The organism is Streptomyces sp. NPDC046939, assembly GCF_040644575.1.
Taxonomy (GTDB): domain Bacteria; phylum Actinomycetota; class Actinomycetes; order Streptomycetales; family Streptomycetaceae; genus Streptomyces.
In genome coordinates, this window is record NZ_JBEYWV010000036.1 from 64,256 (window position 1) to 89,511 (window position 25,256).

23 protein-coding genes are annotated in these 25,256 nt (G+C 69.7%); 16 read left to right on the forward strand and 7 right to left on the reverse strand.

All coding sequences use genetic code 11. From position 1 onward, the window contains the following. Window positions 1-44: 44 nt before the first annotated feature. Entirely contained in the window at window positions 45-1,202 is a 1,158-nt protein-coding gene (locus ABZ877_RS31785; protein ID WP_361078288.1) for a nucleotide disphospho-sugar-binding domain-containing protein, read from the reverse strand. A 207-nt stretch (window positions 1,203-1,409) separates the two neighbouring features. Here ABZ877_RS31785 and ABZ877_RS31790 point away from each other — a divergent pair, with 207 nt between their 5' ends. After that, window positions 1,410-2,099, forward strand: coding sequence for a type 1 glutamine amidotransferase (locus ABZ877_RS31790; RefSeq protein WP_361078291.1), 690 nt, complete (start codon window positions 1,410-1,412; stop codon window positions 2,097-2,099). Between the two features lie 51 nt (window positions 2,100-2,150). Here ABZ877_RS31790 and ABZ877_RS31795 read toward each other — a convergent pair whose 3' ends face one another. Then, a complete protein-coding gene (locus ABZ877_RS31795) occupies window positions 2,151-3,029 on the reverse strand; it encodes a sigma-70 family RNA polymerase sigma factor (RefSeq protein WP_361078294.1) in 879 nt (292 codons plus the stop codon). Between the two features lie 541 nt (window positions 3,030-3,570). Here ABZ877_RS31795 and ABZ877_RS31800 point away from each other — a divergent pair. Next, on the forward strand, window positions 3,571-3,894 hold the full coding sequence (locus tag ABZ877_RS31800) for a pyridoxamine 5'-phosphate oxidase family protein (protein WP_361078385.1): 324 nt from the start codon (window positions 3,571-3,573) through the stop codon (window positions 3,892-3,894). A 14-nt stretch (window positions 3,895-3,908) separates the two neighbouring features. Here the strand turns inward: ABZ877_RS31800 and ABZ877_RS31805 are convergent, their stop codons facing one another. After that, the gene (locus ABZ877_RS31805; RefSeq protein WP_361078297.1) at window positions 3,909-4,388 is read right to left on the reverse strand and encodes a nuclear transport factor 2 family protein; all 480 of its coding nucleotides are present in this window, start codon (window positions 4,386-4,388) and stop codon (window positions 3,909-3,911) included. Between the two features lie 126 nt (window positions 4,389-4,514). Between ABZ877_RS31805 and ABZ877_RS31810 the strand changes: the two genes are divergently transcribed. The 10 genes from ABZ877_RS31810 (at window position 4,515) to ABZ877_RS31855 (ending at window position 14,980) form a co-directional block, all read left to right on the forward strand. Then, window positions 4,515-5,984, forward strand: a complete 1,470-nt coding sequence (locus ABZ877_RS31810) for an FAD-dependent monooxygenase (RefSeq protein WP_361078299.1) — start codon at window positions 4,515-4,517, stop codon at window positions 5,982-5,984. Window positions 5,985-6,037: 53 nt separating this feature from the next. After that, window positions 6,038-6,733: an antibiotic biosynthesis monooxygenase family protein gene (locus tag ABZ877_RS31815; RefSeq protein ID WP_361078302.1), complete on the forward strand. Its 696-nt coding sequence runs from the start codon at window positions 6,038-6,040 to the stop codon at window positions 6,731-6,733. Window positions 6,734-6,956: 223 nt separating this feature from the next. Continuing rightward, window positions 6,957-7,286 (forward strand): TcmI family type II polyketide cyclase, encoded by a 330-nt coding sequence (locus ABZ877_RS31820; RefSeq protein WP_361078304.1) that lies wholly within the window; start codon window positions 6,957-6,959, stop codon window positions 7,284-7,286. Next, window positions 7,283-8,554: a beta-ketoacyl-[acyl-carrier-protein] synthase family protein gene (locus tag ABZ877_RS31825; RefSeq protein ID WP_361078306.1), complete on the forward strand. Its 1,272-nt coding sequence runs from the start codon at window positions 7,283-7,285 to the stop codon at window positions 8,552-8,554. Before ABZ877_RS31820 ends, ABZ877_RS31825 begins: the two co-directional genes overlap by 4 nt. Beyond that, on the forward strand, window positions 8,551-9,765 hold the full coding sequence (locus tag ABZ877_RS31830) for a ketosynthase chain-length factor (RefSeq protein ID WP_361078309.1): 1,215 nt from the start codon (window positions 8,551-8,553) through the stop codon (window positions 9,763-9,765). Before ABZ877_RS31825 ends, ABZ877_RS31830 begins: the two co-directional genes overlap by 4 nt. A 40-nt stretch (window positions 9,766-9,805) precedes the next feature. After that, window positions 9,806-10,075: an acyl carrier protein gene (locus ABZ877_RS31835; protein ID WP_361078312.1), complete on the forward strand. Its 270-nt coding sequence runs from the start codon at window positions 9,806-9,808 to the stop codon at window positions 10,073-10,075. Window positions 10,076-10,086: 11 nt separating this feature from the next. Next, window positions 10,087-10,872: an SDR family NAD(P)-dependent oxidoreductase gene (locus ABZ877_RS31840; RefSeq protein WP_361078315.1), complete on the forward strand. Its 786-nt coding sequence runs from the start codon at window positions 10,087-10,089 to the stop codon at window positions 10,870-10,872. 93 nt (window positions 10,873-10,965) lie between these two features. After that, window positions 10,966-11,907, forward strand: a complete 942-nt coding sequence (locus tag ABZ877_RS31845) for an aromatase/cyclase (RefSeq protein ID WP_361078318.1) — start codon at window positions 10,966-10,968, stop codon at window positions 11,905-11,907. Between the two features lie 2 nt (window positions 11,908-11,909). After that, window positions 11,910-13,391: an FAD-dependent oxidoreductase gene (locus tag ABZ877_RS31850; protein WP_361078321.1), complete on the forward strand. Its 1,482-nt coding sequence runs from the start codon at window positions 11,910-11,912 to the stop codon at window positions 13,389-13,391. Window positions 13,392-13,462: 71 nt separating this feature from the next. Next, window positions 13,463-14,980 carry an FAD-dependent monooxygenase gene (locus ABZ877_RS31855; RefSeq protein ID WP_361078324.1) on the forward strand — a complete coding sequence of 506 codons (1,518 nt, stop codon included), beginning with the start codon at window positions 13,463-13,465 and terminating at the stop codon, window positions 14,978-14,980. A gap of 73 nt (window positions 14,981-15,053) precedes the next feature. Here the strand turns inward: ABZ877_RS31855 and ABZ877_RS31860 are convergent, their stop codons facing one another. From ABZ877_RS31860 to rfbB, 4 genes are read right to left on the reverse strand one after another with little or no spacing between them, the layout of a single operon-like run. Beyond that, the gene (locus ABZ877_RS31860) at window positions 15,054-16,139 is read right to left on the reverse strand and encodes a methyltransferase (protein WP_361078326.1); all 1,086 of its coding nucleotides are present in this window, start codon (window positions 16,137-16,139) and stop codon (window positions 15,054-15,056) included. 56 nt (window positions 16,140-16,195) lie between these two features. Further along, window positions 16,196-17,575, reverse strand: coding sequence for an NDP-hexose 2,3-dehydratase family protein (locus ABZ877_RS31865; RefSeq protein ID WP_361078329.1), 1,380 nt, complete (start codon window positions 17,573-17,575; stop codon window positions 16,196-16,198). Beyond that, window positions 17,572-18,876 carry a lipopolysaccharide biosynthesis protein RfbH gene (gene rfbH, locus ABZ877_RS31870; RefSeq protein ID WP_361078332.1) on the reverse strand — a complete coding sequence of 435 codons (1,305 nt, stop codon included), beginning with the start codon at window positions 18,874-18,876 and terminating at the stop codon, window positions 17,572-17,574. The genes ABZ877_RS31865 and rfbH overlap by 4 nt, the downstream gene beginning before the upstream one ends. Beyond that, window positions 18,873-19,889 carry a dTDP-glucose 4,6-dehydratase gene (gene rfbB, locus ABZ877_RS31875; RefSeq protein WP_361078335.1) on the reverse strand — a complete coding sequence of 339 codons (1,017 nt, stop codon included), beginning with the start codon at window positions 19,887-19,889 and terminating at the stop codon, window positions 18,873-18,875. Before rfbB ends, rfbH begins: the two co-directional genes overlap by 4 nt. Before the next feature lie 674 nt (window positions 19,890-20,563). Between rfbB and ABZ877_RS31880 the strand changes: the two genes are divergently transcribed. From ABZ877_RS31880 to ABZ877_RS31895, 4 genes are all read left to right on the forward strand, one after another. Further along, window positions 20,564-21,385, forward strand: a complete 822-nt coding sequence (locus ABZ877_RS31880; protein WP_361078338.1) for an AfsR/SARP family transcriptional regulator — start codon at window positions 20,564-20,566, stop codon at window positions 21,383-21,385. Between the two features lie 210 nt (window positions 21,386-21,595). After that, window positions 21,596-21,922 carry a 4Fe-4S ferredoxin gene (locus ABZ877_RS31885; RefSeq protein ID WP_361078341.1) on the forward strand — a complete coding sequence of 109 codons (327 nt, stop codon included), beginning with the start codon at window positions 21,596-21,598 and terminating at the stop codon, window positions 21,920-21,922. Beyond that, window positions 21,922-23,856 carry a hypothetical protein gene (locus ABZ877_RS31890; protein ID WP_361078344.1) on the forward strand — a complete coding sequence of 645 codons (1,935 nt, stop codon included), beginning with the start codon at window positions 21,922-21,924 and terminating at the stop codon, window positions 23,854-23,856. The genes ABZ877_RS31885 and ABZ877_RS31890 overlap by 1 nt, the downstream gene beginning before the upstream one ends. After that, window positions 23,853-25,256: an amidase family protein gene (locus tag ABZ877_RS31895; protein ID WP_361078347.1), complete on the forward strand. Its 1,404-nt coding sequence runs from the start codon at window positions 23,853-23,855 to the stop codon at window positions 25,254-25,256. The genes ABZ877_RS31890 and ABZ877_RS31895 overlap by 4 nt, the downstream gene beginning before the upstream one ends.

Genomic DNA, 25,256 nt, shown 5'->3' on the forward strand with positions numbered 1-25,256 from the left:
ACGACGGGGGGAGCGCCCGGACGTCCGGGCGCTCCCCCCGTCGTTCAGGCGGTAGCGAGCTTCTCCACGGTGTGTGCCACCTCTGCGGGGGTGGGGAGCGCGGCCATCTCCTCGGACAGGATGCGCGCCCGGCGCGCGTACCGGTTGTCGGAGAGGATCTCCTGGCACCCGGAGATGATCGCCTCGGTCTGGTCCTGGTCCGCCGCCTGCGTCGGTAGGGCGATCCCGGAACCGAAGTCGGACAGGGCTCGCGCGACGATCTCCATGTAGGAGGCCTCCGGTGCGATCAGCTGCGGCACTCCCGCGTTCATGGCGGTCATGGCGGTGACGCCGCCCCCGTGATGGACCAGCAGATCGCAGGTCGGGACGACCACGTCGAGGGGGAGCCACCCGATGTGGACGTCCTCGAGCTCATCACCGAACTTCTCGCTGACCTGTTCGGGCGCGGCGATGAGGACCTCCGCACCGGTGCGGGCCAGCTGGTCCACGAGACTGCGCAGGGCGTTCGCCGACTGGAAGGCGAGCGCCCGGGTGCCCGTAGTGATCACCACGCGGCGGCGGCCGGCGGGACGGGTGAACATCCACCGCTCGACGCGGCGCTGGCCGTTCCCCGGGACCCAGCGCATGAGCTGTTCCCCCGCTGTCGCCGACGCGGGCAGACAAGGACGCAGCGACGGCGGGCAGACGTCGATGGCCAGTGCCGGGACGGGCAGGCCCGTCAGTCCCAGCTCGGCCAGCTCGGGCCTGAGTTCCTCCTCGGCCCCCGGGTCGGCGCCGTCGGTGGGCACCACGTCCCAGGCTTGGCGCACGTAGGGCACTCCGAGGTGGGCGGCGAGAAGCCCCGCGGCGTAGGTCATCGAGCCGCCGACGACCACGTCGGGACGCCAGTCCCGTGCGATGTCCCGCAAGGCGTCGAGGCCGGCGGCGGCCATCCTGCCGAAGGCCCGGCCGGTGTGCAGCATGTTCTCGCGCGCGTCCCTGGGCGGCTCCGTCGGCCGGCCCGAGCGGTCGAACCGCATGAAATGGAATACCGGCTGAGGGACGATGGACACTGAAGGGAGCCCAATTCCGGCAGCAACGTCCGGAAGAGGTTCGTTGGCGGCCACCAGTACCTCATGACCGGAATTCCGGAGCGCTGTGACCAGAGGCGATATGGTGAATACGGTTGCCGAGCTGCCACCGGCAATGAAGAGAAACTTCATGGAATGTCGTGGTCTTCCCGTGAGGTGATGAATCGGTCACGTACCGGATCGTTCGCCAGGGAGCGCAATACTCCTGCGCCCGGACGGAATCAGTCAACGGCGTACAGGTGCGCCGGTGTTCAACTGCGGAAAGCCAAGCTTGAACACCTCCGGCCCTCTCGGGATAGTCACGGTGCACACGGAGCATCGGATGGAGGGGGCCTGTCAGTGAAGAGGCCAGTTGTTGCGGTCACAGCCGACGCGGCCACCGCGAACTGGGGTGTCTGGGGTGCCGTCCCGGCCGCGGTGCAGCCCTGGGCGTATCTCAGCAAGGTCAAGGAGGCCGGCGGTGCACCGCTGCTGCTGCCGCCGATCCCCGAGGCCGTCGAGGAAGTGATGGCACTGGCCGACGCATTGCTGATCACCGGCGGCGCCGACATCGACCCCGCGCGCTACGGGGCCGCGCGGGACCCGCACACCTTTCCGCCCGACCCGTTGCGGGACACCTCGGACTTCGCCGCTCTCACGCTCGCGGAACGGCGCGGCATCCCCGTCCTCGGCATCTGCCGCGGGCTGCAAGTGATCACGGTCTCCAGGGGCGGGACGCTGCATCAGCACCTGCCGGCGCACGGTCCGGCCGTGCCGGGACGCCACACGCTGCGCGACATCACCGTCGCACCGGACTCCGTCCTCGGGGCCGCTCTGGGGGAGTCGACCACCGGCCAGTGCCACCACCACCAGGGCGTCGCCGAACTGGGCACGGGGCTCCGCGCCACCGGGTGGGCGCGGGAAGACGGTGTCATCGAGGCGGTGGAGGATCCCGGAGCGCGCTTCCTGGTCGGTTTCCAGCCGCACGCCGAGGAGGGCGGCACCGAGATCGAGGCGTTGTTCAAGGCGTTCGTCCACGCGGCCTGCTGAACGCACGCGCCCGCCGGGAGACGCCCTGCCGGGCGTGCTCCCGGCGCGCGGTCACACCGGGTCCGGCAGATCCACGAGCGCGAGCTTGGCCGGGTCGACCACGGCCGAGATACGGGTGATCCGGCCATCGGAGACGGTGAAGGCGAGCACCGAGAGCGGCTGCCCCTCCTCGTTCCACGAGACGACCCCGGGCAACCCGTTGACCAGCACCGGACGCCCGCGCGTAGCGGCGCTCGAGGCCAGCCGGGCACCGGCGGCGACCTCGGCGGCGCCGATGGTGACGACGACGCCGACCGGGGTGTCGACGACCAGTTTCACCTCGGGGTCGAGCACCCGCAGGAGCCCTTCGAAGTCACCGTGCCGACTCGCCGCCAAGAACGCCTCGACGACTTGCCGCTGCTCCCGCTCGTCACCTCCTGTACTACGCGTCGCCTGCACCTTCTTGCGCGCCCGGCTGGCGAGCATCTTGGAGGCCGCGGTGGACTTGCCAAGGATCGTGCCGATCTCCTCGAACGGCACGGCGAAGAGGTCGTGCAGCACGAACGCCAGCCGCTCACTGGGGCCGAGCGACTCCAGCACGACAAGGAGCGCGAGGCCGACGGAGTCGGCGAGCACGGCATCGTCCTCCGGCGCAGGCCCGTCGTCGAGCGCCATCACCAGTTCGGGCAGGCGGTCGTCGTACGAGGCCTCCCTGCGTGACTGGCGCGAGCGCAGGATGTCGAGGCTGATTCGTCCCACAACCGTGGTCAGCCAGCCGGCCAGGTTGTCGATGGTCTCGCTGTCCTGTCGGGACAGCCGCAGCCACGCCTCCTGGACCACGTCCTCGGCGTCCGCGTGCGAGCCGAGGATGCGGTAGGCGACCGCACGCATCCGGTCGCGCTGGGATTCGAACGCCTCGGCCACGGGGTCGGTCGGGCTGGTCTCAGGCATGTTGTTACCTTCCTCGGCTCTGCTCCGTCATGGTGATGACGGGCAGGAGCCCGCTCACGTAACCGACTGCGGAAACAGCACATAGGCAAACGCGTGTGCACGGCAAGCGCCACGACGTGCACACCGCGCTCCTGCACCCCGCACGGGTAGGCACTCGCTGCTGGGCCTGCCCCATAGCCGTGGGACGAGCGGGCACATCCCCCGACTCGCCCGTCCCGCACGGCCGGGGCCTTTCGACCCATGGGCCGAAAGGCCCCGGCGCCCCGTTCGAACGCTGGTGGAGCCCCGCTGGACGGCCATTTCGCGTGGTCGTCCACGGCTGTACGGTCACACACAGCCGTGTGGCCGGCCGGTGACCTCCAGCCCGGTGCCGGCAGTCCGGTCGGCCGTGACAAGTGCGGCGCGTCAGCAGTCGGACACCACCGAGAGTTAGGACGCTCAGGAGATGACGCTCCCTCTGCCGCACTCTGCTCCCGTGACGGTGTCCGAGTCGGTCGAAGCGTTTCTGAACGACGCACGGTTCGTGGCGGCGTTCACCACGATGCGGCCCACCGGCTCACCCCACGTTGCACCGGTGCGCTTCACCTGGGACGCCCGGTCGGGTCTGGCCCGGGTGCTGACGGTGGACACCTCGCGCAAGGCACGCAACGTGCTCGCCGCACCGGGCGGCCGCGTGGCCCTGTGCCAGGTGGACAACTTCTCGTGGGTCACGCTGGAAGGCACCGCACACGTGACGCGGGATGCCGGGCGGATGGCCGAAGGGGTGAGCAGGTATGCGCGTCGGTATTGGTCGGCGCCGCCCGACCGGCCCGGCCGGGTCGTCATCGAGATCACCGTGGACCGGGTGCTGAGCCTCAACGTCTGACGCGGCACCGCGCGCTAGGCCCTGCCCGGCGGGATGCCCTGGGACCATACGAGCCGGAAGTCCAGCTCCGACAGTCGCCATCCCAGCGGCGTGTGCCGGGCCCGGCCGTGGACCGACGTCCCCGTGACGAAGAGCTGACAGGCGTCTTCCTGTGCGCCGTGCGGAACATGAGTGGACATCAGGTTGGCGAGCAGCGTCGCCGTGTCGTCGTGGACCTCGACAACGGCGGGCGAGCCGAGATGCATGGTGGCGGCGAACGCCGACAGAGCCGTCGCGTGGTACTCGGCCATCCCGGCGAGGCCCTCGTGCCGGCTGATCGGAAAGGCAACGACCGCATCCGGTGTGAACAAGGCGGCGGCCCAGTCGGCGTCCAGGACCTGCTGGTCGAGCGAGACCAAATAGCGGTCCAAAAGCTCCGCCACACGGATCCGGGACTCGATATCCGAGCCTCCGATATAGGCGGGAGAGTCATCGCTTGCGCGGGTGAAGGTCATAACGGAAATCATGCCACCGGCCGCCCCGATCGGTCTTCGCCGTAACTGAAGCAGCTCTGCTGAACACTGTTTACGCTGCGCGTTTCTCGTCGTAATACTTGTCGGACTCAAGCGAGGAGAGGGCAGATGAACTCCTTTGACACAGACGTCTTGATTGTGGGGGCGGGCCCCACTGGACTCATGCTCGCAGGGGAATTGAGGCTCGGTGGAGTTTCGGTAACGGTCCTGGAAAAACTTGCCGAGCCGATGCAGTTCTCGCGCGCCCTGGGGTTCTCCGCGCGAACTATAGAAGAATTCTCCCAGCGTGCTCTGACGAAGCGTTTCGGAGATGTTCAGGTGATTCCGGCAGGTCACTTCGGCGGGGTTCCGCTGGATTACCAGGTGATCGAGGGCGGCTCCTACGGTGCGCGGGGCATACCGCAGTCGCGCACGGAGGCGGTGCTGGCCGGCTGGGCGGCTGAACTGGGCGCCCGGGTGCAGCGCGGTGCCGAGGTGACGGGGCTCGAGGCCGATGCCGACGGGGTACGGGTGCGGGCCGTGGACGCCCAGGGCGAACGGGAGATCGCGGCGCGCTACGTGGTGGGCTGCGACGGAGCCCGCAGCAGTGTCCGCCGCCTCGCGGGGATCGACTACCCAGGCACCGAACCCGCCATCGAGCTGCGCTTCGCCGACGTCGAAGGGGTACGGCTGCGACCGCGCTTCAGCGGCGAGCGGGTACCGGGCGGCATGGTGATGGTCATTCCGATCGGTCCCGAGCGCAGCCGCATCATCTACTTCGACGCGGCCGCGCCACTGCGCCCGGCCGGACAGGCGATCACCTTCGAGGAGGTCCGGGAGGCGTTCGAGCGGCTGTCGGGCGACGACCTGACAGGGGCGCGTCCGCTGTGGGTCAGTTCGACCACCGACGTCAGCCGGCTCGCCGCCACGTACCGCAAGGGCCGGGTGCTGGTCGCGGGCGACGCCGCCCACACCCACCTGCCCATCGGCGCGCAGGGGATGAGTGCGGGCATCCAGGACGCCGTCAACCTCGGCTGGAAGCTGGCCCTGCAGGTGAAGGGCCTGGCGCCCGAGGGACTGCTCGACACATACGACAGCGAGCGGCGCCCCGTCGCCGCGCGCATACTGACCAACACCCTCGCACAGCGGCTGCTGTACCTGGGCGGCGACGAGATGACCCCTCTGCGTGAGGTCTTCGCCGAGCTGGTCGGTGCCCACGAGTCCGTGCAGCGCCATCTCGCGGGCATGGTCACCGGCCTGGACATACGCCATGACGTCGGGGAGGGCGACCATCCGCTGCTCGGCCGGCGTCTGCCCGACCGGGAGATCGTGGTCGACGGCGTGGAGACCACGGTCTTCACGCTCCTGCACGCCGGCCGCGGGGTTCTGCTCGACCTCACGGGGGAGCTGGCCAAAGCCGCCTCCGCCTGGGAGGACCGGGTCGACACGGTCACCGTGGAGCGCTTCGACCACAGCGCACCGGCCGCCGGACTGCTGGTGCGCCCCGACGGCTACGTCGCCTGGGCAGGGAGCCCCGACGAGGGCACCGACACGCTGACCGACGCCCTCGCCCGCTGGTTCGGACCGGCCGCGGCCTGAGCGGCCGGCTCTGCTCCGCCCCATTCCGTCTCACACAGAAAGTGACTGCATCGATGCCTGCCATCACCACCCAGGACAAGCACCTGACGGTTCTCAACCTCTTCACGACCGACGCACCCGAGAAGCAGGACACCCTCATCCAGGAAATGACCAAGATCGTTCAGGCCGCGGCGTACGAGGGCTGGATGTCGAGCACGGTGCACTCCGGCGTGGACAGCCCCGGAACGGCCAACCTCATTCAGTGGCGCAGCAGCGTGGACCTGGAGAACCGGTACGCCGGCGAGGAGTTCAAGCACCGTACGCTGCCGGTCTTCGGTGAGATCACGACGTCGATCCGGCTGCTGCAGAACGAGATCGTCCACACGGTGACCCATCCGTCGCTGGGCGGCGTCGTGGACGTCGATCCGCAGCGCGACGACTACACCGCCATCACCGTCTTCGGAGTGGCACAGGAGGACCAGGACGAGCTCATCGAGGTCCTCAGCGTGAAGCAGGAGGACATCGCCTCCGTTCCCGGGTTCCGTTCGCTGTCGGTCTTCAAGGGGCTGCGGGCCCGCGGTGTGGAAGGGGCGTTCGTGGTGCTCTACTCGCAGTGGGAGAGCAAGGAGGCGTACGACGCCTACCGCGGCTTGCCCGAGTCCGAGCAGTCGCCCGACCGGCAGAAGGCCGAGGCCCGCGTGAGGGACCTCGTCACGTCGGTCGACTCCAACACCTACCGCGTGGTGCTCACCCGCTCCGCCGACGCCTAGGAAGGCTCCGCACGGCTCGCACCGCCCGCAGCACGGCCTTCGGGCGGTGTGAGCCGTACACGGCCGGTATCTCCCCAGCGCGACTCAGGCCGTACTCCGGCAGCCCCCGTGCCTGGCGCTACCGCCAGGCCGCACGGTCGAGGCTGCGGTTCGTCACCGGCCACCGCACGCGGGCCCGCCGCCCCGCGCCACTCCATGCTGCCGTTTCGAGGAGGCAACCCCAATGCACAGCACGCTGATCGTCGCCCGGATGACACCGGCCGCCGGCAAGGAAGTGGCAGATCTGTTCTCCGCTTTCGACGCCACGGACATGCCTGAACGCATGGGGACGCGCCGCCGCCAGCTGTTCTCCTACCGGGGCCTCTACTTCCACCTGCAGGACTTCGACGAAACCGATGGCGCGGAGCGGATCGAGCAGGCGAAGACGGACCCCCGGTTCGTCGGGATCAGCGACGACCTCAAGCCGTTCATCGAGGCGTACGACCCCACGACCTGGCGGTCACCGGCCGACGCACTCGCGACGCGCTTCTACCACTGGGAGGCCTCCCGTTGACAGGGCGACGCGTTGTTCTCACCGGCATCGAGGTGATCGCGCCCGGTGGGGTCGGCAGGAAGGACTTTTGGTCCCTGCTGAGCAGCGGCCGCACCGCCACCCGCGGCATCACCTTCTTCGACCCGTCGCCGTTCCGGTCGCGCGTCGCGGCCGAGGCGGACTTCGACCCGTACGACCACGGCCTGACCCCGCACGAGATCCGGCGGATGGACCGTGCGGCGCAGTTCGCCGTGGTCGCGGCCCGCAACGCGGTCGAGGACAGCGGCCTCGCGGTCGCCGGACTCGATCCGCACCGCATCGCGGTGACCGTCGGCAGCGCGGTCGGCGCCACGATGGGCCTCGACCAGGAGTACCGGGTGGTCAGCGACGGCGGCCGGCTGGACATGGTCGATCACACCTACGCCGTTCCGCACCTGTACAACCACATGGTGCCGAGCTCCTTCGCCACGGAGGTGGCGTGGGCCGTGGGTGCGGAGGGGCCGAGCACCGTGGTCTCCACCGGCTGCACCTCCGGCATCGATTCGGTCGGTTACGCCGTCGAGCTGATCCGTGAGGGGTCCGCGGACGTGGCAGTGGCCGGCTCCTCCGATGCCCCGATCTCCCCGATCACGATGGCGTGCTTCGACGCCATCAAGGCCACCACGCCGCGACACGACGACCCGGAAGCCGCCTCGCGGCCCTTCGACGCGACACGGAACGGCTTCGTGCTCGGCGAGGGGGCAGCCTTCTTCGTACTGGAGGAGCTGGCGGCGGCCCGCACCAGGGGTGCGCACATCTACGCGGAGATCGCCGGTTACGCGACCCGCTCCAACGCCTACCACATGACCGGTCTGCGCCCCGACGGTCTGGAGATGGCCGAGGCGATAGAGGTGGCCCTGGACGAGGCACGGCTCAACCCCGACGAGATCGACTACGTCAACGCGCACGGCTCGGGCACCAAGCAGAACGACCGCCACGAGACCGCCGCGGTCAAGAGGAGTCTGGGCGATCACGCCTACCGGACCCCCATGAGCTCCATCAAATCCATGGTGGGGCACTCGCTGGGGGCCATCGGCTCGATCGAGATCGCCGCATCCGCGCTGGCCATGGAGAACGACGTAGTGCCGCCGACGGCCAACCTGCACCACCGGGACCCCGAGTGCGACCTGGACTACGTGCCGCTGACCGCGCGTGCGCAGCGTACCGACGCGGTACTGACGGTCGGCAGCGGCTTCGGAGGCTTCCAGAGCGCGATGGTGTTGGCTTCCCCGGAGAGGAGTGAGCGGTGACCGGACAGGTGGTGGTCACCGGTATCAGCGTGGCCGCGGCGAACGGTCTTGGCCTGCCCGACTGGTGGTCGGCGACGTGCGGCGGAAAAACCGGCATCGCGCGCATCACCCGCTTCGACCCCTCGGCCTATCCGGCGCAACTGGCCGGGGAGGTGCCTGGATTCCACGCCGAGCAACATCTGTCCAGCAGGCTGCTGCCGCAGACGGACCGGGTGACGAGGCTGTCGCTGGTGGCAGCGGACCGGGCGCTGGCCGACGCGGGCGTCACTCCGCAGGACGTACCGGACTTCGACATGGGAGTCATCACCGCCTCGTCCGCGGGCGGCTTCGAGTTCGGCCAGGGCGAGCTGCGCAAGCTGTGGAGCCAGGGCAGCCAGTACGTCTCGGCCTACCAGTCTTTCGCCTGGTTCTACGCGGTCAACAGCGGACAGATCTCCATCCGCAACGGCATGAAGGGCCCCTCCGGAGTGGTGGTCAGTGAGGGTGCGGGCGGCCTGGACGCGGTGGCGCAGGCGCGCCGTCAGATCCGCAAGGGCACCCCTCTCGTCGTCACGGGGGCCATGGACGCCTCGATCTGTCCTTGGGGATGGGTGGCACAGGTCTCCACCGGAAAGCTCTCGACCAGCGCCGAACCGACGCGTGCCTACCTGCCCTTCGACCGTGACGCACGCGGCTACGTGCCGGGCGAGGGCGGTGCGATCCTCATCGCCGAGGACGCCGACGCCGCACGTGCGCGCGGGGCAAGGGTGTACGGCGCGATCGCGGGGTACGGCGCCACGATGGACCCGCGCCCGGGCAGCGGCCGGCCGCCGGCACTGCGGAAGGCGATCGACCTGGCCCTGGCCGACGCGGGCATGGAGCCCGCCGAGGTCGACGTGGTCTTCGCCGACGGCGCCGCCGATCACGTCGCCGACCGTGTCGAGGCGGAGGCGGTCAACGCGGTGTTCGGTGATCGTCGCGTACCCGTGACGGTGCCGAAGACGATGACCGGACGGCTGTACTCCGGTGCGGCCCCCCTGGACCTCGCGGCCGCGTTCCTCGCCATCCGCGACAGCGTCGTCCCGCCGACGATGAACATCGACCCCTGCCGTGACTACGCCCTGGACCTGGTCATCGGACAGCCCCGGCGCATGCCCGTACGCGCAGCCCTGATCCTGGCCCGCGGGCGAGGCGGCTTCAACTCAGCAATGATCGTGCGCTCCGCCGACTGAGGTGCCGCGCATTTCGACGACGAAAGAAAGGGCCGATCCCATGGCCGGCAACCTGTTCTCCCTGGACGACCTCAAGACCATCCTGCGGCAGGCCGCGGGCGAAGCCGAGGACGTCGACCTGGACGGCGACATCCTCGACACGGAGTTCGAGGCGCTGGGCTACGAGTCCCTCGCGCTGTTGGAGGCCGGCGGCCTTGTCGAGCGCCGCTACGGCATCGCCCTGGACGAGGCGGCCCTCGGTGACGCCCACACCCCCAGGACCTTCATCGAGGTCGTCAACGAGCAACTCGCTCTCAGCAACGCGGCCTGAAAGGACCTGACATGACGCAGACCCCTGCGACCAAGGTGGCCATCGTGACCGGTGCCACCTCCGGCATCGGGCTGGCCGCGGCCCGCCTGCTCGCCACCGACCACCGTGTCTACATTGGCGCACGCACCGCCGAGAATGTGCAATTGACGATCAAGACCCTCACCGACGCGGGACTCGAGGTGGACGGTTCAGCCGTCGACGTGCGGGACACCGCCTCGGTGGAAGCGTTCGTCGCTGCCGCGGTGCAGCGCTTCGGCACCATCGACGTACTGGTCAACAACGCCGGACGGTCCGGTGGCGGAGTCACCGCCGACCTGGACGACGAGCTGTGGCAGGACGTGATCGAGACCAACCTGAACAGCGTCTTCCGGGTCACGCGTGCCGTGCTCACCACCGGCGGCATGCGGACCAAGGACCGCGGCCGCATCATCAACATCGCCTCCACCGCCGGCAAGCAGGGCGTGGTGCTGGGCGCCCCGTACTCCGCGTCGAAGCACGGCGTGGTCGGCTTCACCAAGGCCCTGGGCAACGAGCTGGCCCCGACCGGCATCACGGTGAACGCCGTGTGCCCGGGATACGTCGAGACGCCGATGGCGCAGCGGGTGCGGCAGGGGTACGCCGCGGCCTGGCAGGCCTCCGAGGACGAGATCCTGCAGAAGTTCCAGGCGAAGATCCCGCTGGGCCGGTACTCGAGCCCCGAGGAAGTCGCCGGTCTCGTCGGCTACCTGGCCTCCGACACCGCCGCCTCGATCACCTCCCAGGCCCTGAACGTCTGCGGTGGCCTGGGCAACTTCTGACGCGCCGACCGCCGCCCCACCACAGCGGCCGGTGGGCGCGGCGGCCGGACGCCCCATTTCCTGGACGACAGCACAGCAAAGGAGGCACAGGTCATGACGGAGCGTGCAGTGGAGCACGAGATCACCATCGACGCACCGGCCACCGCGATCTACCGGATGCTCGCGGACGTGGTCCACTGGCCGCGCGTCTTCCCCCCGACCATCCACGTCGACCGTGAGGCGACCGGCGCCGGGCAGGAGCGCATCCGCATCTGGGCCACCGCGAACGGCGCGGCCAAGACCTGGACCTCACGCCGCACCCTGGACCCGCAGGACCTGCGGATCACCTTCCGGCAGGAGGTGTCCGCGCCGCCGGTGGCGACCATGGGAGGCGCCTGGCTCATCGAGCCGCTCACCGCGGACAGGGCCAGGGTGCGACTGCTGCACGACTACTCCGCGATCGACGACGACCCGCACGATCTCCTGTGGATCGAGCGGGCCGTCGACAAGAACAGCACCGCGGAACTGGCCGCGCTCAAGGCCAACATCGAAGCGGCGCGCGCGGCCGACACCGACGATCTGACGTTCTCCTTCACCGATACCGTGCAAATCGACGGGCGGGCCAAGGACGCCTTCGACTTCGTCAACGAGGCCCAGTTCTGGTCCGAGCGGCTCCCGCACGTGGCCGTGGCCCGGCTGACCGAGGACACTCCAGGCCTGCAGCATCTGGAGATGGACACCCGTGCCAAGGACGGCTCCGTCCATACCACCGCCTCCTACCGGGTCGTCCTGCCCGACCACACGATCGTCTACAAGCAGGTCACACTCCCGGCGCTGCTGACACTGCACACCGGACGGTGGACCTTCGAGGAGAACGCGCAAGGCACCACGGCGTCCTCACAGCACACGGTGACCCTGAACACCGAGAACATCGCCCGTGTCCTGGGCCCGGAGGCGACTGTCGCCGACGCCCGTGCCTATGTGCGCGAGGCACTGTCCACCAACAGCAGGGCGACGCTCGGGCACGCCAAGTCCTTCGCAGAGCAGAAGGCCTGACTGTGGCCACGACCCCCCCGCCCACCGATGTCGTGGTCGTCGGGGCCGGACCCGTCGGGCTGATGCTCGCGGGGGAGTTGGCCCGCGCGGGCGTCGAGGTGGTGGTCCTGGAGCGGCGTGAGGCCGCGACCACGGCCTCGCGTGCGTCGACCCTGCACGCGCGCACCATGGAGATCCTCGACAGCCGTGGTCTGCTGCCACGGTTCGGCTCACCGCCGGTCGAGCCGCGCGGCCACTTCGGCGGCATACCGATGGACCTGACGCTGCCGGGCTCCCATCCGGGGCAGTGGAAGGTGCCGCAGACGACCACCGAGTCCGTGCTGCAGCGGTGGGCGCTCGACGCCGGCGCCCGCATCCGCCGCGGTGTGGAGGTCGTCGGCCTGGGCGAGGACACCGCGCGGGTCCATGTCCAAGCGGTAGGCCCGGCCGGCGAGAGTGTGATCCCCGCGTCCTACGTGGTGGCCTGCGACGGTGAGGACAGTACGGTTCGTCGCCTGGTGGGCGCCGGTTTTCCCGGTCAGGACGCCGTTCGTGAACTCCTGCGGGCCGATGTGGTCGGCATAGACGTACGCAACCGGCGTTTCGAGCGACTGGACGCCGGCCTCGCCATCGCGGCACGCCGCGCGGACGGTGTGACGCGCGTGATGGTCCACGCCTTCGGCACCCGCGTCCGGGACGGTGAGAGCGATCCCTCGTTCGAAGAGGTCTCCTCGGCCTGGAAGCAGGTCACCGGTGAGGACATCTCGACCGGTACGCCGCTGTGGCTGAACAGATTCGGTGACGCCGCCCGGCAACTCACCCGCTACCGGCACGGCCGGGTCCTGTTCGCCGGAGACGCCGCGCACCGCCAGATGCCGATCGGCGGCCAGGCACTGAACCTCGGTCTGCAGGACGCCTTCAACCTCGGCTGGAAGCTCGCCGCGGTGGTGCGTGGCGCGAACGGTCAGGCACTGCTGGACACCTACCACGACGAGCGGCACGCGGTGGGCGCCAGGGTGCTGTCCAACATCCGGGCCCAGGCGCTCATGCTGCTCGGCGGCCCCGAAATCGAGCCGCTGCGGTCGGTACTGGCCGAACTGATCGGCCACGACGAGGTGCGGGCCCGCCTGGCAGGCATGATCAGCGGACTGGACATCCGCTACCCCGTCGGCGGCGACGACCCTCTGCTCGGCGCCCGCCTGCCCCCCTCGGCGCTGCGGGTCGGCGGGGACCGCGTCACCACGGCCGCCCTGCTGCGACAGGGCGGCGGGCTGCTGCTCCGGCTCGCCGACGGGCGCGGGCGTGCTCCCCGGCTCACCGGCTGGCGGGGCCGCGTCACCGCGGTGAGCGGCCGAGGCGAACCCGGCAGCGCCCTGCAGGCGCTGCCCGACGCAGTCCTGGTCCGTCCTGACGGTCACGTGGCCTGGACGAGCGCGGGAGAGTTCGGTCTTACCGCGGCCCTGACCCGCTGGTTCGGGCCGCCCGTCGATACGGCCACGCGCTGACTCGGGACCGGGCAGCGCCTTCGCCACGTTCGTCCCTCACCAGGCTCGTCCATCACCAGAAGGGAACTCTCATGGCAGCGACAGCGGTCGACGCCGACGTCATCGTCATCGGTGCAGGGCCGACCGGGCTGATGCTCGCCGGCGAACTGTGCCTGGGCGGGGCGCGCGTCATCGTCCTGGACAGACTCCTCGAGCCCACAGGCCAGTCCCGCGGCCTCGGATTCACGGCCCGCGCCATGGAGGTGTTCGACGCACGCGGACTGCTCCCCGCCTTCGGCCAGGGCGAGACGGTCGAGACGAGCCCCATGGGCCACTTCGGCGGGACCGTGTTCGACTACACCGTCCTGCCCGACGCCCACTTCGGGGCACGCGGCATCCCGCAGAGCGTCACCGAGCGGGTTCTTGAGGACTGGGCCGGCGCGCTGGGCGCCGACATCCGGCGAGGGTGGGAGTTCGTCTCGCTCGACGACGACTTCCTCGACGGCGACAGTGGGCACCTGACGGCCCGTGACCCGCAGGGTGTGGAACGACGTCTGCATGCACAGTGGCTGGTGGGCTGCGACGGAGGGGCCAGCCGGGTACGGGCGGCGGCAGGCTTCGACTTCCCCGGTACCGACGCCACACGGGGCATGTACCTGGCCGATGTCAGCGGCGTGGAACTGCGCCACCGTCCGCTCGGCGAACGCACGGCAGGCGGCATGGTCATGTCCGCCCCGTTGAGCGAGGGGGTGGACCGGATCATCGTCTGCCCCGACGGAGCCCCGGCGCCCGGACGGGAACGCACCGTCACCTTCGACGAGGTGGCGCGTGCCTGGCAGGACATCACCGGGGAGGACATCTCTAGTGCCACCGCGGACTGGGTGAGCTCCTTCACCGACGCCACCCGCCAGGCGTCGCAGTACCGGCGCGGCCGCGTCTTCCTGGCCGGTGACGCGGCCCACATCCATCTGCCCGCGGGCGGTCAGGGTCTGAGCACGGGCGTCCAGGACGCGGCCAACCTCGGCTGGAAGCTCGCCGCTGTGATCCGCGGCGACAACGACCCCGGACTACTGGACAGCTACCACGAGGAGCGGCACGCGGCAGGACGCCGTCTGCTCATGAACACACGCGCTCAAGGCACCGTGTACCTCGGTGGCGCCGAATCCGCCCCGCTGCGCGAGCTCTTCGGTGAGCTGATCCAGTACGACGACGTCAAACGGCACTTGGCCGGCATGGTCAGCCACGTCGACCTCCGCTACGACTTCGGTGAGATTGATCCGCACCCGCTGGCCGGCCGCCGGATGCCGCCCCGGCAGTTCCTCTCGGACGGCGGCACCGTCAGCATCGCCCAGCTGCTCCGTCCCGGCCACGGAGTGGTGCTGGACCTGGCGGACGACGTAGACGTCCGCCAGGAGGCCCACGCATGGCAGGGCCGGGTCACCGTGGCCACGGTGACGGCGCGGCCGGCGGACGTCCACGGCTTCCTGGCGGGCGCCACCGCGGTGCTGGTACGCCCCGACGGCTACGTCGCCTGGGCGGGCGCCCCGGCCGACGGGGACACCAAGCGGCTGCGGGCCGCGCTCGAGCGCTGGTTCGGCCCGGCCGGCTGAGCGCGGGTGCGGACACGATGCGGCCCCGGAGCACGCAGTGCTCCGGGGCCGCATCGTGTGTGGCGCACGGGGGTCAGACCGCGACGGCCTCCACGATGGACACGGCGGAGGCCGTCTCCACCACACGCTGCAGCTCGAACCCTGCCCGGCCGAGCAGGTCGGAGTACTGCGAGACGGTGCGCTCCTTGCCGCCGACCAGCAGCATGAGCCACATGTCGACCAGCTTGCCGGAGTGCGGGTCGTTCCCGGTCTCGGGCGGCACCATCTCCATCAGCAGCAGCGTGCCGCCCGGTTCCACGGCGGCACGTACATTGCGCAGGATCTGCAGGGCCTGCTCCTCGGGCCAGTCGTGCACGATGTGCTTGAGCACGTAGGCGTCCCCGCCGACGACCACCGGATCGAACAGGTCACCGGCGACAGTGCGGCAGCGCCCGTCCACGCCCTGTTCCGCCAGGAACGCGGCCGCCCCGTTCCCCTCGACGCGTGGATCGGAGAGGATCCCGGACACGTTCGGCGCCTGCCGCAGGATGCCGGCGATCAAACCGCCGCGGCCACCGCAGAAGTCCACGACGGTGTCGAAGACCGAGAAGTCGTACGCCGCGAGGATCGGTCCCGTCTCCGTCTCCGAGATGGCCCCCATCCCCTTCATGAACACCTCGCCGTACTCGGGGTTGCGCGTCAGGTACTCGAAGGCGCCCATACCGCGCAGCTTGGGAAGGCTGGGCTCGCCGGTGACGACGGCCTCCAGGAGGTGGCCCCAGTCCTCCCAGTGGATCGGGTGCCCCATCAGAAGCGCCGTGTCGCGCATGGACATCGGGTGGCTCGCGCGCAGCGCTTCGGCCATCGGGGTCAGCGCGTACGCGCCGTCCGGCTGCTTCTCGAATATCTGGTGGGCGGCCAGCAGGCGCAGCAGACGTCCCACCGCGTCCTCGTCCGCACCGACCTGCTTGGCGATCTGGGCCGGCTGCAGCGGCCCGCCGGCGAGCACCTCGGCGATGTCGAGCTTCGCGGCCACGTAGACGGACTGCGTGACCATGGAGCCCATCACCACCTCGAGCAGCGCGAAGGGCGCCGGTGCCAACTCTCGGGAGGTGCGCTGCAGGTCCGCCCGGTTCTTCTCGACGGCTCGGACGACTGACGGGGGCGGGAACGCGGGCATGGGGAAAACCTCCGGTGGGACGGGAATGGAATGCGGTACATCTCAGGGGCTCACCGTCACCAGGTCACGGCTCCGGTCGTCATGCAGGACAGAAGAGTGCGCGCCTGCACATTGACGTAGTGCCCGTGCCGGGTGAGGGCGGAGAGCTGACCGGGTGTCAGCCAGCAGAAGCCGGGCGGGAGGCCGCCCTCGATCGGTGACTCCGGCTCCACGATCAGGTAGCGCGCCTCCGCGTTCAGGAATCGGCCACCCTCTTCGGAGTGGACCGCCTCGTAGCGCACCTGCTCCGGTCCGGCGGCCAGGACGAGATCGAGGAAGGGCGGAGGGCCGGCGGCGTCGGATCCCCGGTAGTTGTCCGGCGTGCACTGCACGGTCGCGCTCAGTTCCACGGTGTCGAGGAAGCCGCCCTCCACGCGGGCGTTCACCAGCAGGTGCGGTACCCCGCCGAACCGCTGGACTAGGAAAGCGACCACCCCCTGCGCGGTTGGTTCGAAGAGCGGCTGGGTCCAGTTGCTCACCTCACGGCTGCCCGCCTCGACACCGACCGAGACGACCTCGAAGTAGCGGCCGTCCGGCCGCCGGATCGACCACGCGTCGCGCTCCCATCCGGCCACGTCGCGCAGGGGCACGCACGACATGCGTGTCTCGTGCCGTGACCGCTCGCCGGTGAACCAGGACCGCAAGGAGGTGTCCGGCAGCAGCGCCGACGTCTCGGAGAAGTCGACGGGTGCGCAGGACAGGACCGTGCGCGCATCCATGTTGACCAGGTTGTCGCAGTGCAGCAGCTCACCGATCTGGCCGAGCGTCAGCCAGATGAAGTCGGGGTCCTGCGGTACGTCCTCGGCGGTCTCCACGATCATGTTCCGGTTGGACTTGTGGAAGAACCAGGAGCCATGCTCGGACTGGAGCACGTCGGCCAGCACGCGCCGGCCGTGCCCGGCGCGGGTGAAGTACTCGATGTACTTCACCGCCGCGCCGCGGTGCACGTTGGTGTAGTTCGAGCGGGTCGCTTGAACGGTCGGGGAGAGCTGGAGCAGGTTCGGGTTGCCCGGCTCCATCTTCGCCTGCATGAGGAAGTGCAGTACGCCGTCGAACTCCTTGGCCAGGATGCCGAGTATGCCGACTTCCGGCTGCTTGATGATGGGCTGCGTCCAGCGTGTGGCGGGCTCCCCGCCTATCTCGGCGCGCAGCCCCTCGACGGTGAAGAAGCGCGAACTGTGGTGCGCCAGGTTCCCGGTCTCGGGCTGGAAGGCCCAGCCCTCCAGATCGGCGAACGGGATCCGGGTCACGGCGAAGCGGTGTGCGTTGCGCCGCCCGGCCAGCCACTTCGACACCTCGGCGGTGCGCGCCCCCGAGCCGGCGGACCGCTCGGCGGCGGACCTCGACAGCCGGCCGGACAAGGCGGTGTCGTGGCGTGGCTGCAGCGTCAGCGTCATCGGTAGCTCCTCGTGAACTCTCTGACCGACGCGATGACGTAATCGATCATCTCGTCGGTCAGACCGGGATAGACCCCGACCCAGAAGGTCTGCTCGGTGATCAGGTCGCTGTTGGCGAGGTCGCCGACCACCCGGTGCGGGCGCCCCACCCAGGCCGGCTGCCGGGTCAGGTTGCCGGCGAACAGCTGGCGCGTACCGATCTTCCGGTTCTCCAGGAAGTTCACCAGCGCCGCTCTGCCGAACGGTGCCTTCCGGTCGACGGTGATGGTGAAACCGAACCAGCTCGGCTCGCTGCGCGGGGTCGGCTCGGGCATCAGCAGGAACGGCACATCGTCCAGCCCCTCACGGAGCCGTTGCCAGTTGCGCCGGCGAGCAGCCACGAAGCTGTCGAGCTTGTCCAGCTGCGACAGGCCGAGCCCAGCCTGCAGATCGGTCGTCTTCAGGTTGTAGCCGATGTGCGAGAACGTGTACTTGTGGTCATACCCGTGCGGGAGATTGCCCATCTGCTGCGTGAAGCGCTTGAGACAGGTGTTGTTCTCACCCGGCTCGCACCAGCAGTCCCGGCCCCAGTCGCGGAGCGATTCCACCGCCCGCGCCAGTTTCAGGTCCGAGGTCACGACGATGCCACCCTCACCCATCGTCAGGTGGTGGGCGGGGTAGAAGCTCACGGTCGCCAGATCGCCGAACGTGCCTGTCAGACGCCCGTCGTACGTGGCGCCCACGGCGTCGCAGTTGTCCTCGACGAAGGCCAGGCCGTGCTCCTCCGCCAGGGCGGCGATCTCACCGACCTCGAAGGGGTTGCCCAGGGCGTGGGCGATCATGATGGCGCGGGTCTTGGGTCCGATCGCCGCCGCCACCCGTTCCGCGGTGGTGTTGTAGATCGGGAGTTCGACATCCACGAAGACGGGGACGAGGCCGTTCTGCACGATGGGGTTCACGGTGGTGGGGAAACCCGCCGCGACCGTGATCACCTCGTCGCCCGGTTGCAGCGCGCGGTCTCCGCGCACATGTGAGGTCAGGGCGGTCAGCGCCAGGAGGTTGGCCGAGGAACCGGAGTTGGTGAGGTGCGCCTTGCGCCGCCCGAGCAGCTTGGCGAAGCGGGACTCGAACGTCCGGGAGCGCTTGCCCACCGCGATGCGCAGATCAAGGGCGGCTTCCACCAGAGCGGCCCGGTCATCGGCATCGATCACCGCACCGGACGGCCAGATCTCGGTGACGCCGGGGATGAAGCCCGTGTCGGCCTGCTGGTCCGCGTGATACTTGCGGACCTCGTCGAGGAGGAGGGCCTTGCGGTCGCTCATGCCAGGCCACCGCCGCCGGTGGTGCCGGCCGCCCCGGCGGGGACGCGGGTGCCTTCCCCCGTCTTCCACCACCCGGGGTTGTTCCTGTACCAGGCGACCGTCTCGGCCAGTCCCTCCGCGAAGGTGATGCGCGGGGCGTACCCGAGCTGCTCGCGGATCTTGCTGTCGTCGAGCGCGTACCGCAGGTCGTGGCCCTTGCGGTCGGTGACGTGACGGATCATTGAGCGGTCCGCGCCGCACAACGCCAGCAGACGTTCGGTCAGCTCCAGATTGGTGTGTTCCGTGCCGCCTCCGACGTTGTAGATCTCTCCGGGCCCGCCCGAGGTGAGGACGGCCTGCACGGCCCGGCAGTGGTCCTCCACGTGCAACCACTCGCGGACGTTGTGCCCGTCGCCATAGAGCGGAACGGGCTTCCCTTCCATCAACTGCGTCACGAAGAGCGGGATCAGCTTCTCGGGGAACTGATAGGGACCGTAATTGTTGGAGCAGCGGGTGACGGACACGTCGAGCCCGTGGGTGCGCCAGTACGCCCGTGCGATCAGGTCGGAACTCGCCTTCGACGCCGCGTAGGGCGAATTCGGCAGCAGCGGCGCGTCCTCGGTCCATGACCCTTCATCGGTCGAGCCGTACACCTCGTCGGTCGAAACATGCACGAACCGTGACATGCCACGGCGCAGGGACGCCTCCAGGAGCGTCTGTGTTCCCATCACATTGGTCCGTACGAACTCCGCGGCGGAGCGCACGGAACGATCCACGTGCGACTCCGCGGCGAAGTGCACGACGGCGTCGTGACCGGGCAGCACATCGAGGAGCAGGGGCAGGTCGCAGATGTCGCCCTGCACGAAATCCATACGGGGGTGACCGGTCGGCAGATTCTCCCTGCGGCCGGCATACGTCAGTGCGTCGAACACGGTGACATGGGCCTGCTCGTACCCGGGGTACTCACCGGCGAGCAGGGCGCGTACGTAATGCGAGCCGATGAAACCGGCCCCGCCTGTGACCAGGAGTTTCATGAGGTGACGACCTCGATCCATGTGGGGCTACCGATGCCATGGGCGGGCCCGCAGGCGATCGGGGACTCCGACCCGCGTGACAACACCAGAGCTTTCACTTTCTCTCCTTGAGGTTCGGGCGCGTTCTCCCGTAAACAGCTGCTGGTGCGGCCGGCCCAACCGCCGTTGCAGGGCACGATGGACCGTGAATTGCCGCTCGTGCCGATTCTGAACGCGGCCGGTCAAAAGGTCGGCGACCGGTTGTCTCGCGCCCGTTCGCATCACATCGGGAACAGGCCGACCTCGGCTTACAAGGTAACGGGCGGAAGGCTGCGGGTCTTGTGTAAGGGTCGGGCCGCACTTGAACTGTCTCGGATTCGTCCTGCCGACCGGCTCGCGCTTGGTTCAACCGCGTCGTTTCCGTGGTTGAACACCCTTCCGTCCCGGCGTCCGGTGGCGACGCAACGGCTGCAGGTGGTTCGGTGCCTGGACAATCACCGACGGTTCTTCAAAACTGAACCGACGTCCTGCATGGGCGCCCCGAACCGCGTAATGCGCTTTCTGTTCTGTGTCCGACAGCGCGGGTAAGGTGGCTCGTCGCCGATGTGAAGAGAAATCCTAGGGGGAGTTATCGAGGGGATACAGGGGGCCTTGATTCGGATTCATTTCATGGTCGACAAGGAGTGAAGGGAAACATGCAGGTAAGAGTCCTGGGTGCGCTGGAAGCTGAAATAAACGGAATATCCATTGTCCCGACCGCCAGAAAGCCGCGCCAGGTTCTGGCCTTTCTGGCGTTGTATCCCGGCCGTGTGGTGCCGGTGCCCTCCCTGATGGAGGAGCTCTGGGGCTCCAATCTGCCCCAGAGCTCGCTGACCACGCTGCAGACCTACATCCTGCAGCTGCGCCGGCTCATCGCGAAGGCGCTCGGTCCGGAGCACGCCGAATCCGTCAAGGAGATCCTCGCCACCCGCTACGACGGCTACATGCTGAAGATCCCGGCCACCGCCGTCGACGTCCACACCTACGAGCGCCTGGTCACTGAGGGGCGTCTGGCCTTCGACCGGGGTGAGGACGAGCGCGCCTCCCACTGCCTGGGCAAGGCACTCGACATGTGGGAGGGGCCCGCGCTCGTCGATGTGCACGCGGGCCCGATCCTGCAGATCGAGGTGATGCGGCTGGAGGAGAGCCGCCTCGTCGCCAGCGAGCGGCGCATCGACGCCGAGCTGAGACTCGGCCGGCACGTCGAGCTCATCGCCGAGCTGACGGAGTTGACGGCGCGTCACCCGCGCAACGAGGGGCTGCACTCGCAGGCCATGGTGGCCCTCTACCGGTCCGGCCGGCAGGCCTCCGCCCTCGACGTCTACCGCCGGCTCCGGCAGAGGCTGATCAGCGAACTCGGAGTCGAACCCTCACCGCAACTGCAGCGCCTGCACCAGGCGATGCTCGCGGTGGACCCTCGGCTCGACATCACCGCCGGACCCCGCAGGACGTCCACGTTCGACCTGTACGCGGCGTAGGCGGGGTCTGAGGCCGCGTTACGCGTGCCACCGGTGAACGGGCGGGGCCCGAAAGGGGCCGCGAGCCCTGCCCGTCCCCCTCGATGGGTGGTTCGACCGCCGCTCCAGCGACGCTGCGGCTCCGGTCGAGACCACCCGCCGAGAATCGCAGCATCGGTCGCCGACCGAGGCGAGACGACTCACAAGGGGGCAGTGCCCGTGGAAGCCGATGTGAAAGAGCCCGCAGCCCCGCAGGCGCCCTCAGGGCGGGCTCAGCGGATCGCTGACCGTGCCCGCGCCGAGGGGTGGAAGAAGCCGCCACGGCGTATCGAGACCTCCGAGTGCATCACCTGTGACACCTGCCTGCGCAGCTGCCCGGCGGAGTTCGGAGCCATCTTCGACATGGGGCTGGACGTCGTGATCATCCCCGAGCTGTGCTCGGGCTGCCCCTCCTGCGTCCTGGAGTGCCCGGTCGACTGCATCTACGTCGACGAGGAGTGGACGCCGACGGAGGAATCCGTGTGGAACCACATCGAACTCACCACCGAAGGTGCCTGATGCCCGCTCCTGTCGACCGTGGCGAGTCCCGCCGCGCAGCCAACGCCCGTAAGCGGATCAGCCGACGCCCCAGCAGACTCGGCAGTCCGGCCGGCACCGCCGCCGCACCCGACCGCGCGCGCCGCACCGACACCGGCTTCCCCGCGTTGCTCGCCCGGGTCTGGCACCACGCGGAGCAGGCCAAGGATCTGCACAGCGCGGTGGAGATCCTTCTGACGCTCGACGGACACGTGCCGGCCGACGTCCAGCTGCGTGCGCTGAGCCGCAGCGACGAGACCGCCCTGCGGGTTCTCTTCGGTCTGACCTGGCGTACGGACGACCGGCCGCCCGTGGTCGACGAGACCTCGCCGGCCGCTCAGCACGGGGACGGGGCCGACGACGCTGACGGGGACGAGCAGCAGACCTTCCTCGGCGAGATCGCCCTGAGCTCCAGCGGCCGCATCGTGCTGCGAAACCCGTCGCAGGCACCGCTCCGGCGCGAGCGGCTGGTCGGCGGAGTCCTGCGCGTGCCCTGGTCGCGGCGAGCCCTGAATGACTACCGGCGGGAACTGACGCGTGCGGCGGACCGCCAGGCCGAGTCCGTGGCCGACTGCCGCCGATGGCTGGCCGAACAGGGCGTCAAAGGCCGTGAGGAACTGCTGGAACAGGCCAAGGAGGCGGCACAGCGCACCGCCCCCTTCGTCCTGTACCGGGAGGACGACCAGTACACCAACTTCCGTGACCAGAACACACTCACCGGGAAGACCCTGTGGCCCGGACACCCCGACTGCGCCCTCAGCAGTCTGCACGAGGTGCCGCTCGAGCTGTGGTCCGACGGCGACGTGCAACTGGTGGTGTGCCTCACCCTGCTGATCGCCTCGGCCGGGTTCGGCCGCGTGGAGGAGGCGAACGGCACCCAGCTCACCGTCGAACACGTGGCCTTCATGCTCGAACGCATCCGCCGCGGCTACAACGGGATCCTGCCCGCCCCCGGCGTCGCACCGGCCGCCTCCACACGCGTGGGGGACCTCCTCGCCCTGGCCGAGGAGCTGCGCGACCGGCGGCCCGAGGTCGGGTCGAGCGCCCAGCTCTACCGCGAGATCCACGGCGCGCTGATGCACAAGATCGAACGGATCGCCGGGCCCGTCACCGGGGCCGCCCTCGGGGCCGAGGCGACGATCTGCCAGGACCTGCGGGCGCACCTGCCCTTCGCCGGCACCTCCCTCGCCGAACTCGGCGACACGATCGTCCGCGCCCCCGCCTGGCTGGCCGAGCCACAAGGTGACTTCGGCACCGGCCTGGAAGCACTGGTCCATTCTGCGGTCGCCGCCGTCGGCTCCGCACTGCGCGCGGACTTCGCCATGAGCCGGGGAATACGCTCCCTGCCGACGCTGATCGCGGCGATGCGCGACGAGCAGTGGAAGCAGATCTGCGAGTGGGACATCACGCGCTACTTCTGCTGCGTCGTTCCCCTGCCGGACGCCGGCCGGCATTTCGGGGGGTCGGTCGCCGCCGTCGCCGACACCGCCTGGGCCATGTCCTCACGGATGCAGTACAACTCCTGGCACTTCGTCCCCGGGAACCTGCCCCGCGCCCGCGCGGTCGTCGCCCGCGACCACTTCGTTCCGCCCACCATCCCCGACATCTCCCTCTACTCCGACCAGCATCACCACGGACACGTCAACAACAAGGTCCGTTTCTCCATCCGCTCGCCGCAGACGGTCACGGTCGACGGGCGGCACTTCAACGGATTCATCGACCTGCGGCTGCTGCGCTGCGAGGGCCCGCCCTTCACCGAGCAGGACCTGCTGGCGGCACACCGGGTCTCCCGGCTGGTCGCACGGGCCACGACGGCGGCGGCGGAACTCGTCGCGGCCGGCGCAACGGTGGAGGTCACTGCCTTCGACTCGCCCTGGCACTGGCGGCAGATCACCAAGACGGAGCCCCCGTCGTGAGCCCTGCCCCCGCCGACGCATTCGCCGGCACCCGGCGGCGGCTGCTCACCGGCGCGCTCACGGTGACCGAGCACGTCCAGGACACGCTCACCGCCATCGCCGAGGACACGCTGGGCGCTTTCGTCGCCGTCGCGGGCGACGACGCCCTCGCCGCCGCCGAGAAGGCGGACGCCCGGATCCGGGAAATGGGCGCCGAGGCGTGGCAGGACCTGCCGTTGCTCGGTGTCACCGTCTCGGTCAAGGACCTGCTGCAGACACAGGATCTGCCCACCCGGCGCGGTTCGCTGCTGCGCAACAACCGTGCCCCCCGCGACGCACCGACGGTGGCCCGGCTGCGCGCCGCGGGCGCCGTCATCGTCGGCAAGACCACCACCTCCGAGTACGGCTGGAGCGCCTCCACCGTCAGCCGCGTCGGCCCACCCACCCGCAACCCCTACGATCCGTCCCTGACCGCCGGTGGCTCCACCGGCGGCGGCGCCGCCGCCGTGGCCGCCGGCCTGTGCCAGGCATCCCTCGGGACCGACGGGGCCGGCTCCATCCGCATACCGGCGGCCTTCTGCGGTGTCGTCGGCTACAAACCCAGCTACGGTCGGCTGCCCTACTCGCCCAACAGCATCGACCGGCTCGCCCATCAGGGACCGCTGACCCGAACCGTCGCCGAGGCCGCCCTGCTCGCCCGGGTGGCCGAGGGCCCGCACGTCGACGACCCCGACTCGGCGCTCGGCTCACTGGACGGGGCCCGCGACCGCCGCAGGCTTCGGGTGGGCTGGATCGACCACGACGTCACGAGCCCCCGCATCGCGGAGGTCACCGACCGGGCCCGCGAGGCGCTGACCGCCTTGGGCCATCAGGTGGAGTCCATCGCGGCACCCTATGAGGACCCCTATCCCGCGCTGATCGACATCCTCGCGGCGGCCGAGGCCGCCGACACCCCGCTCTGGGCCGAACAGTGGTGCGATGCAGGCCGGTTGGAGATCGTCCGTCACGGGCGGACGCTGAGCGGCGAGGACGTCATGCGCGCCGAGGGCGTCCGACAGTCGCTCAGGGCCCGCATGCGTGCCGTCATGAACCGCTACGACCTGCTCGCCATGACCACCGTTCCCGTCGAGCCGCTTCAGGCGAACGCCATAGCGCCCGACTGGGCCGCCGATCCGCGCGACCTCAAGTGGCTGGCCTGGGCGCCGGCGGCCTACCCGTTCAACATGACCGGCCAGCCCGCGCTCTCCCTCCCGGCCGGACTGACACGGTCCGGCCTGCCGGCCGCCGTGCAGCTCGTCGGTCCCGTCGGCGCCGACGCACTCGTGCTGACCGCGGCCCGACAGATCGAGGCGGAACTGGGCGGCCCGCTCCACCCGCCCGCGACCACACCTGCTCCGCTCTCCGGCGAAAGGACGCCCTGA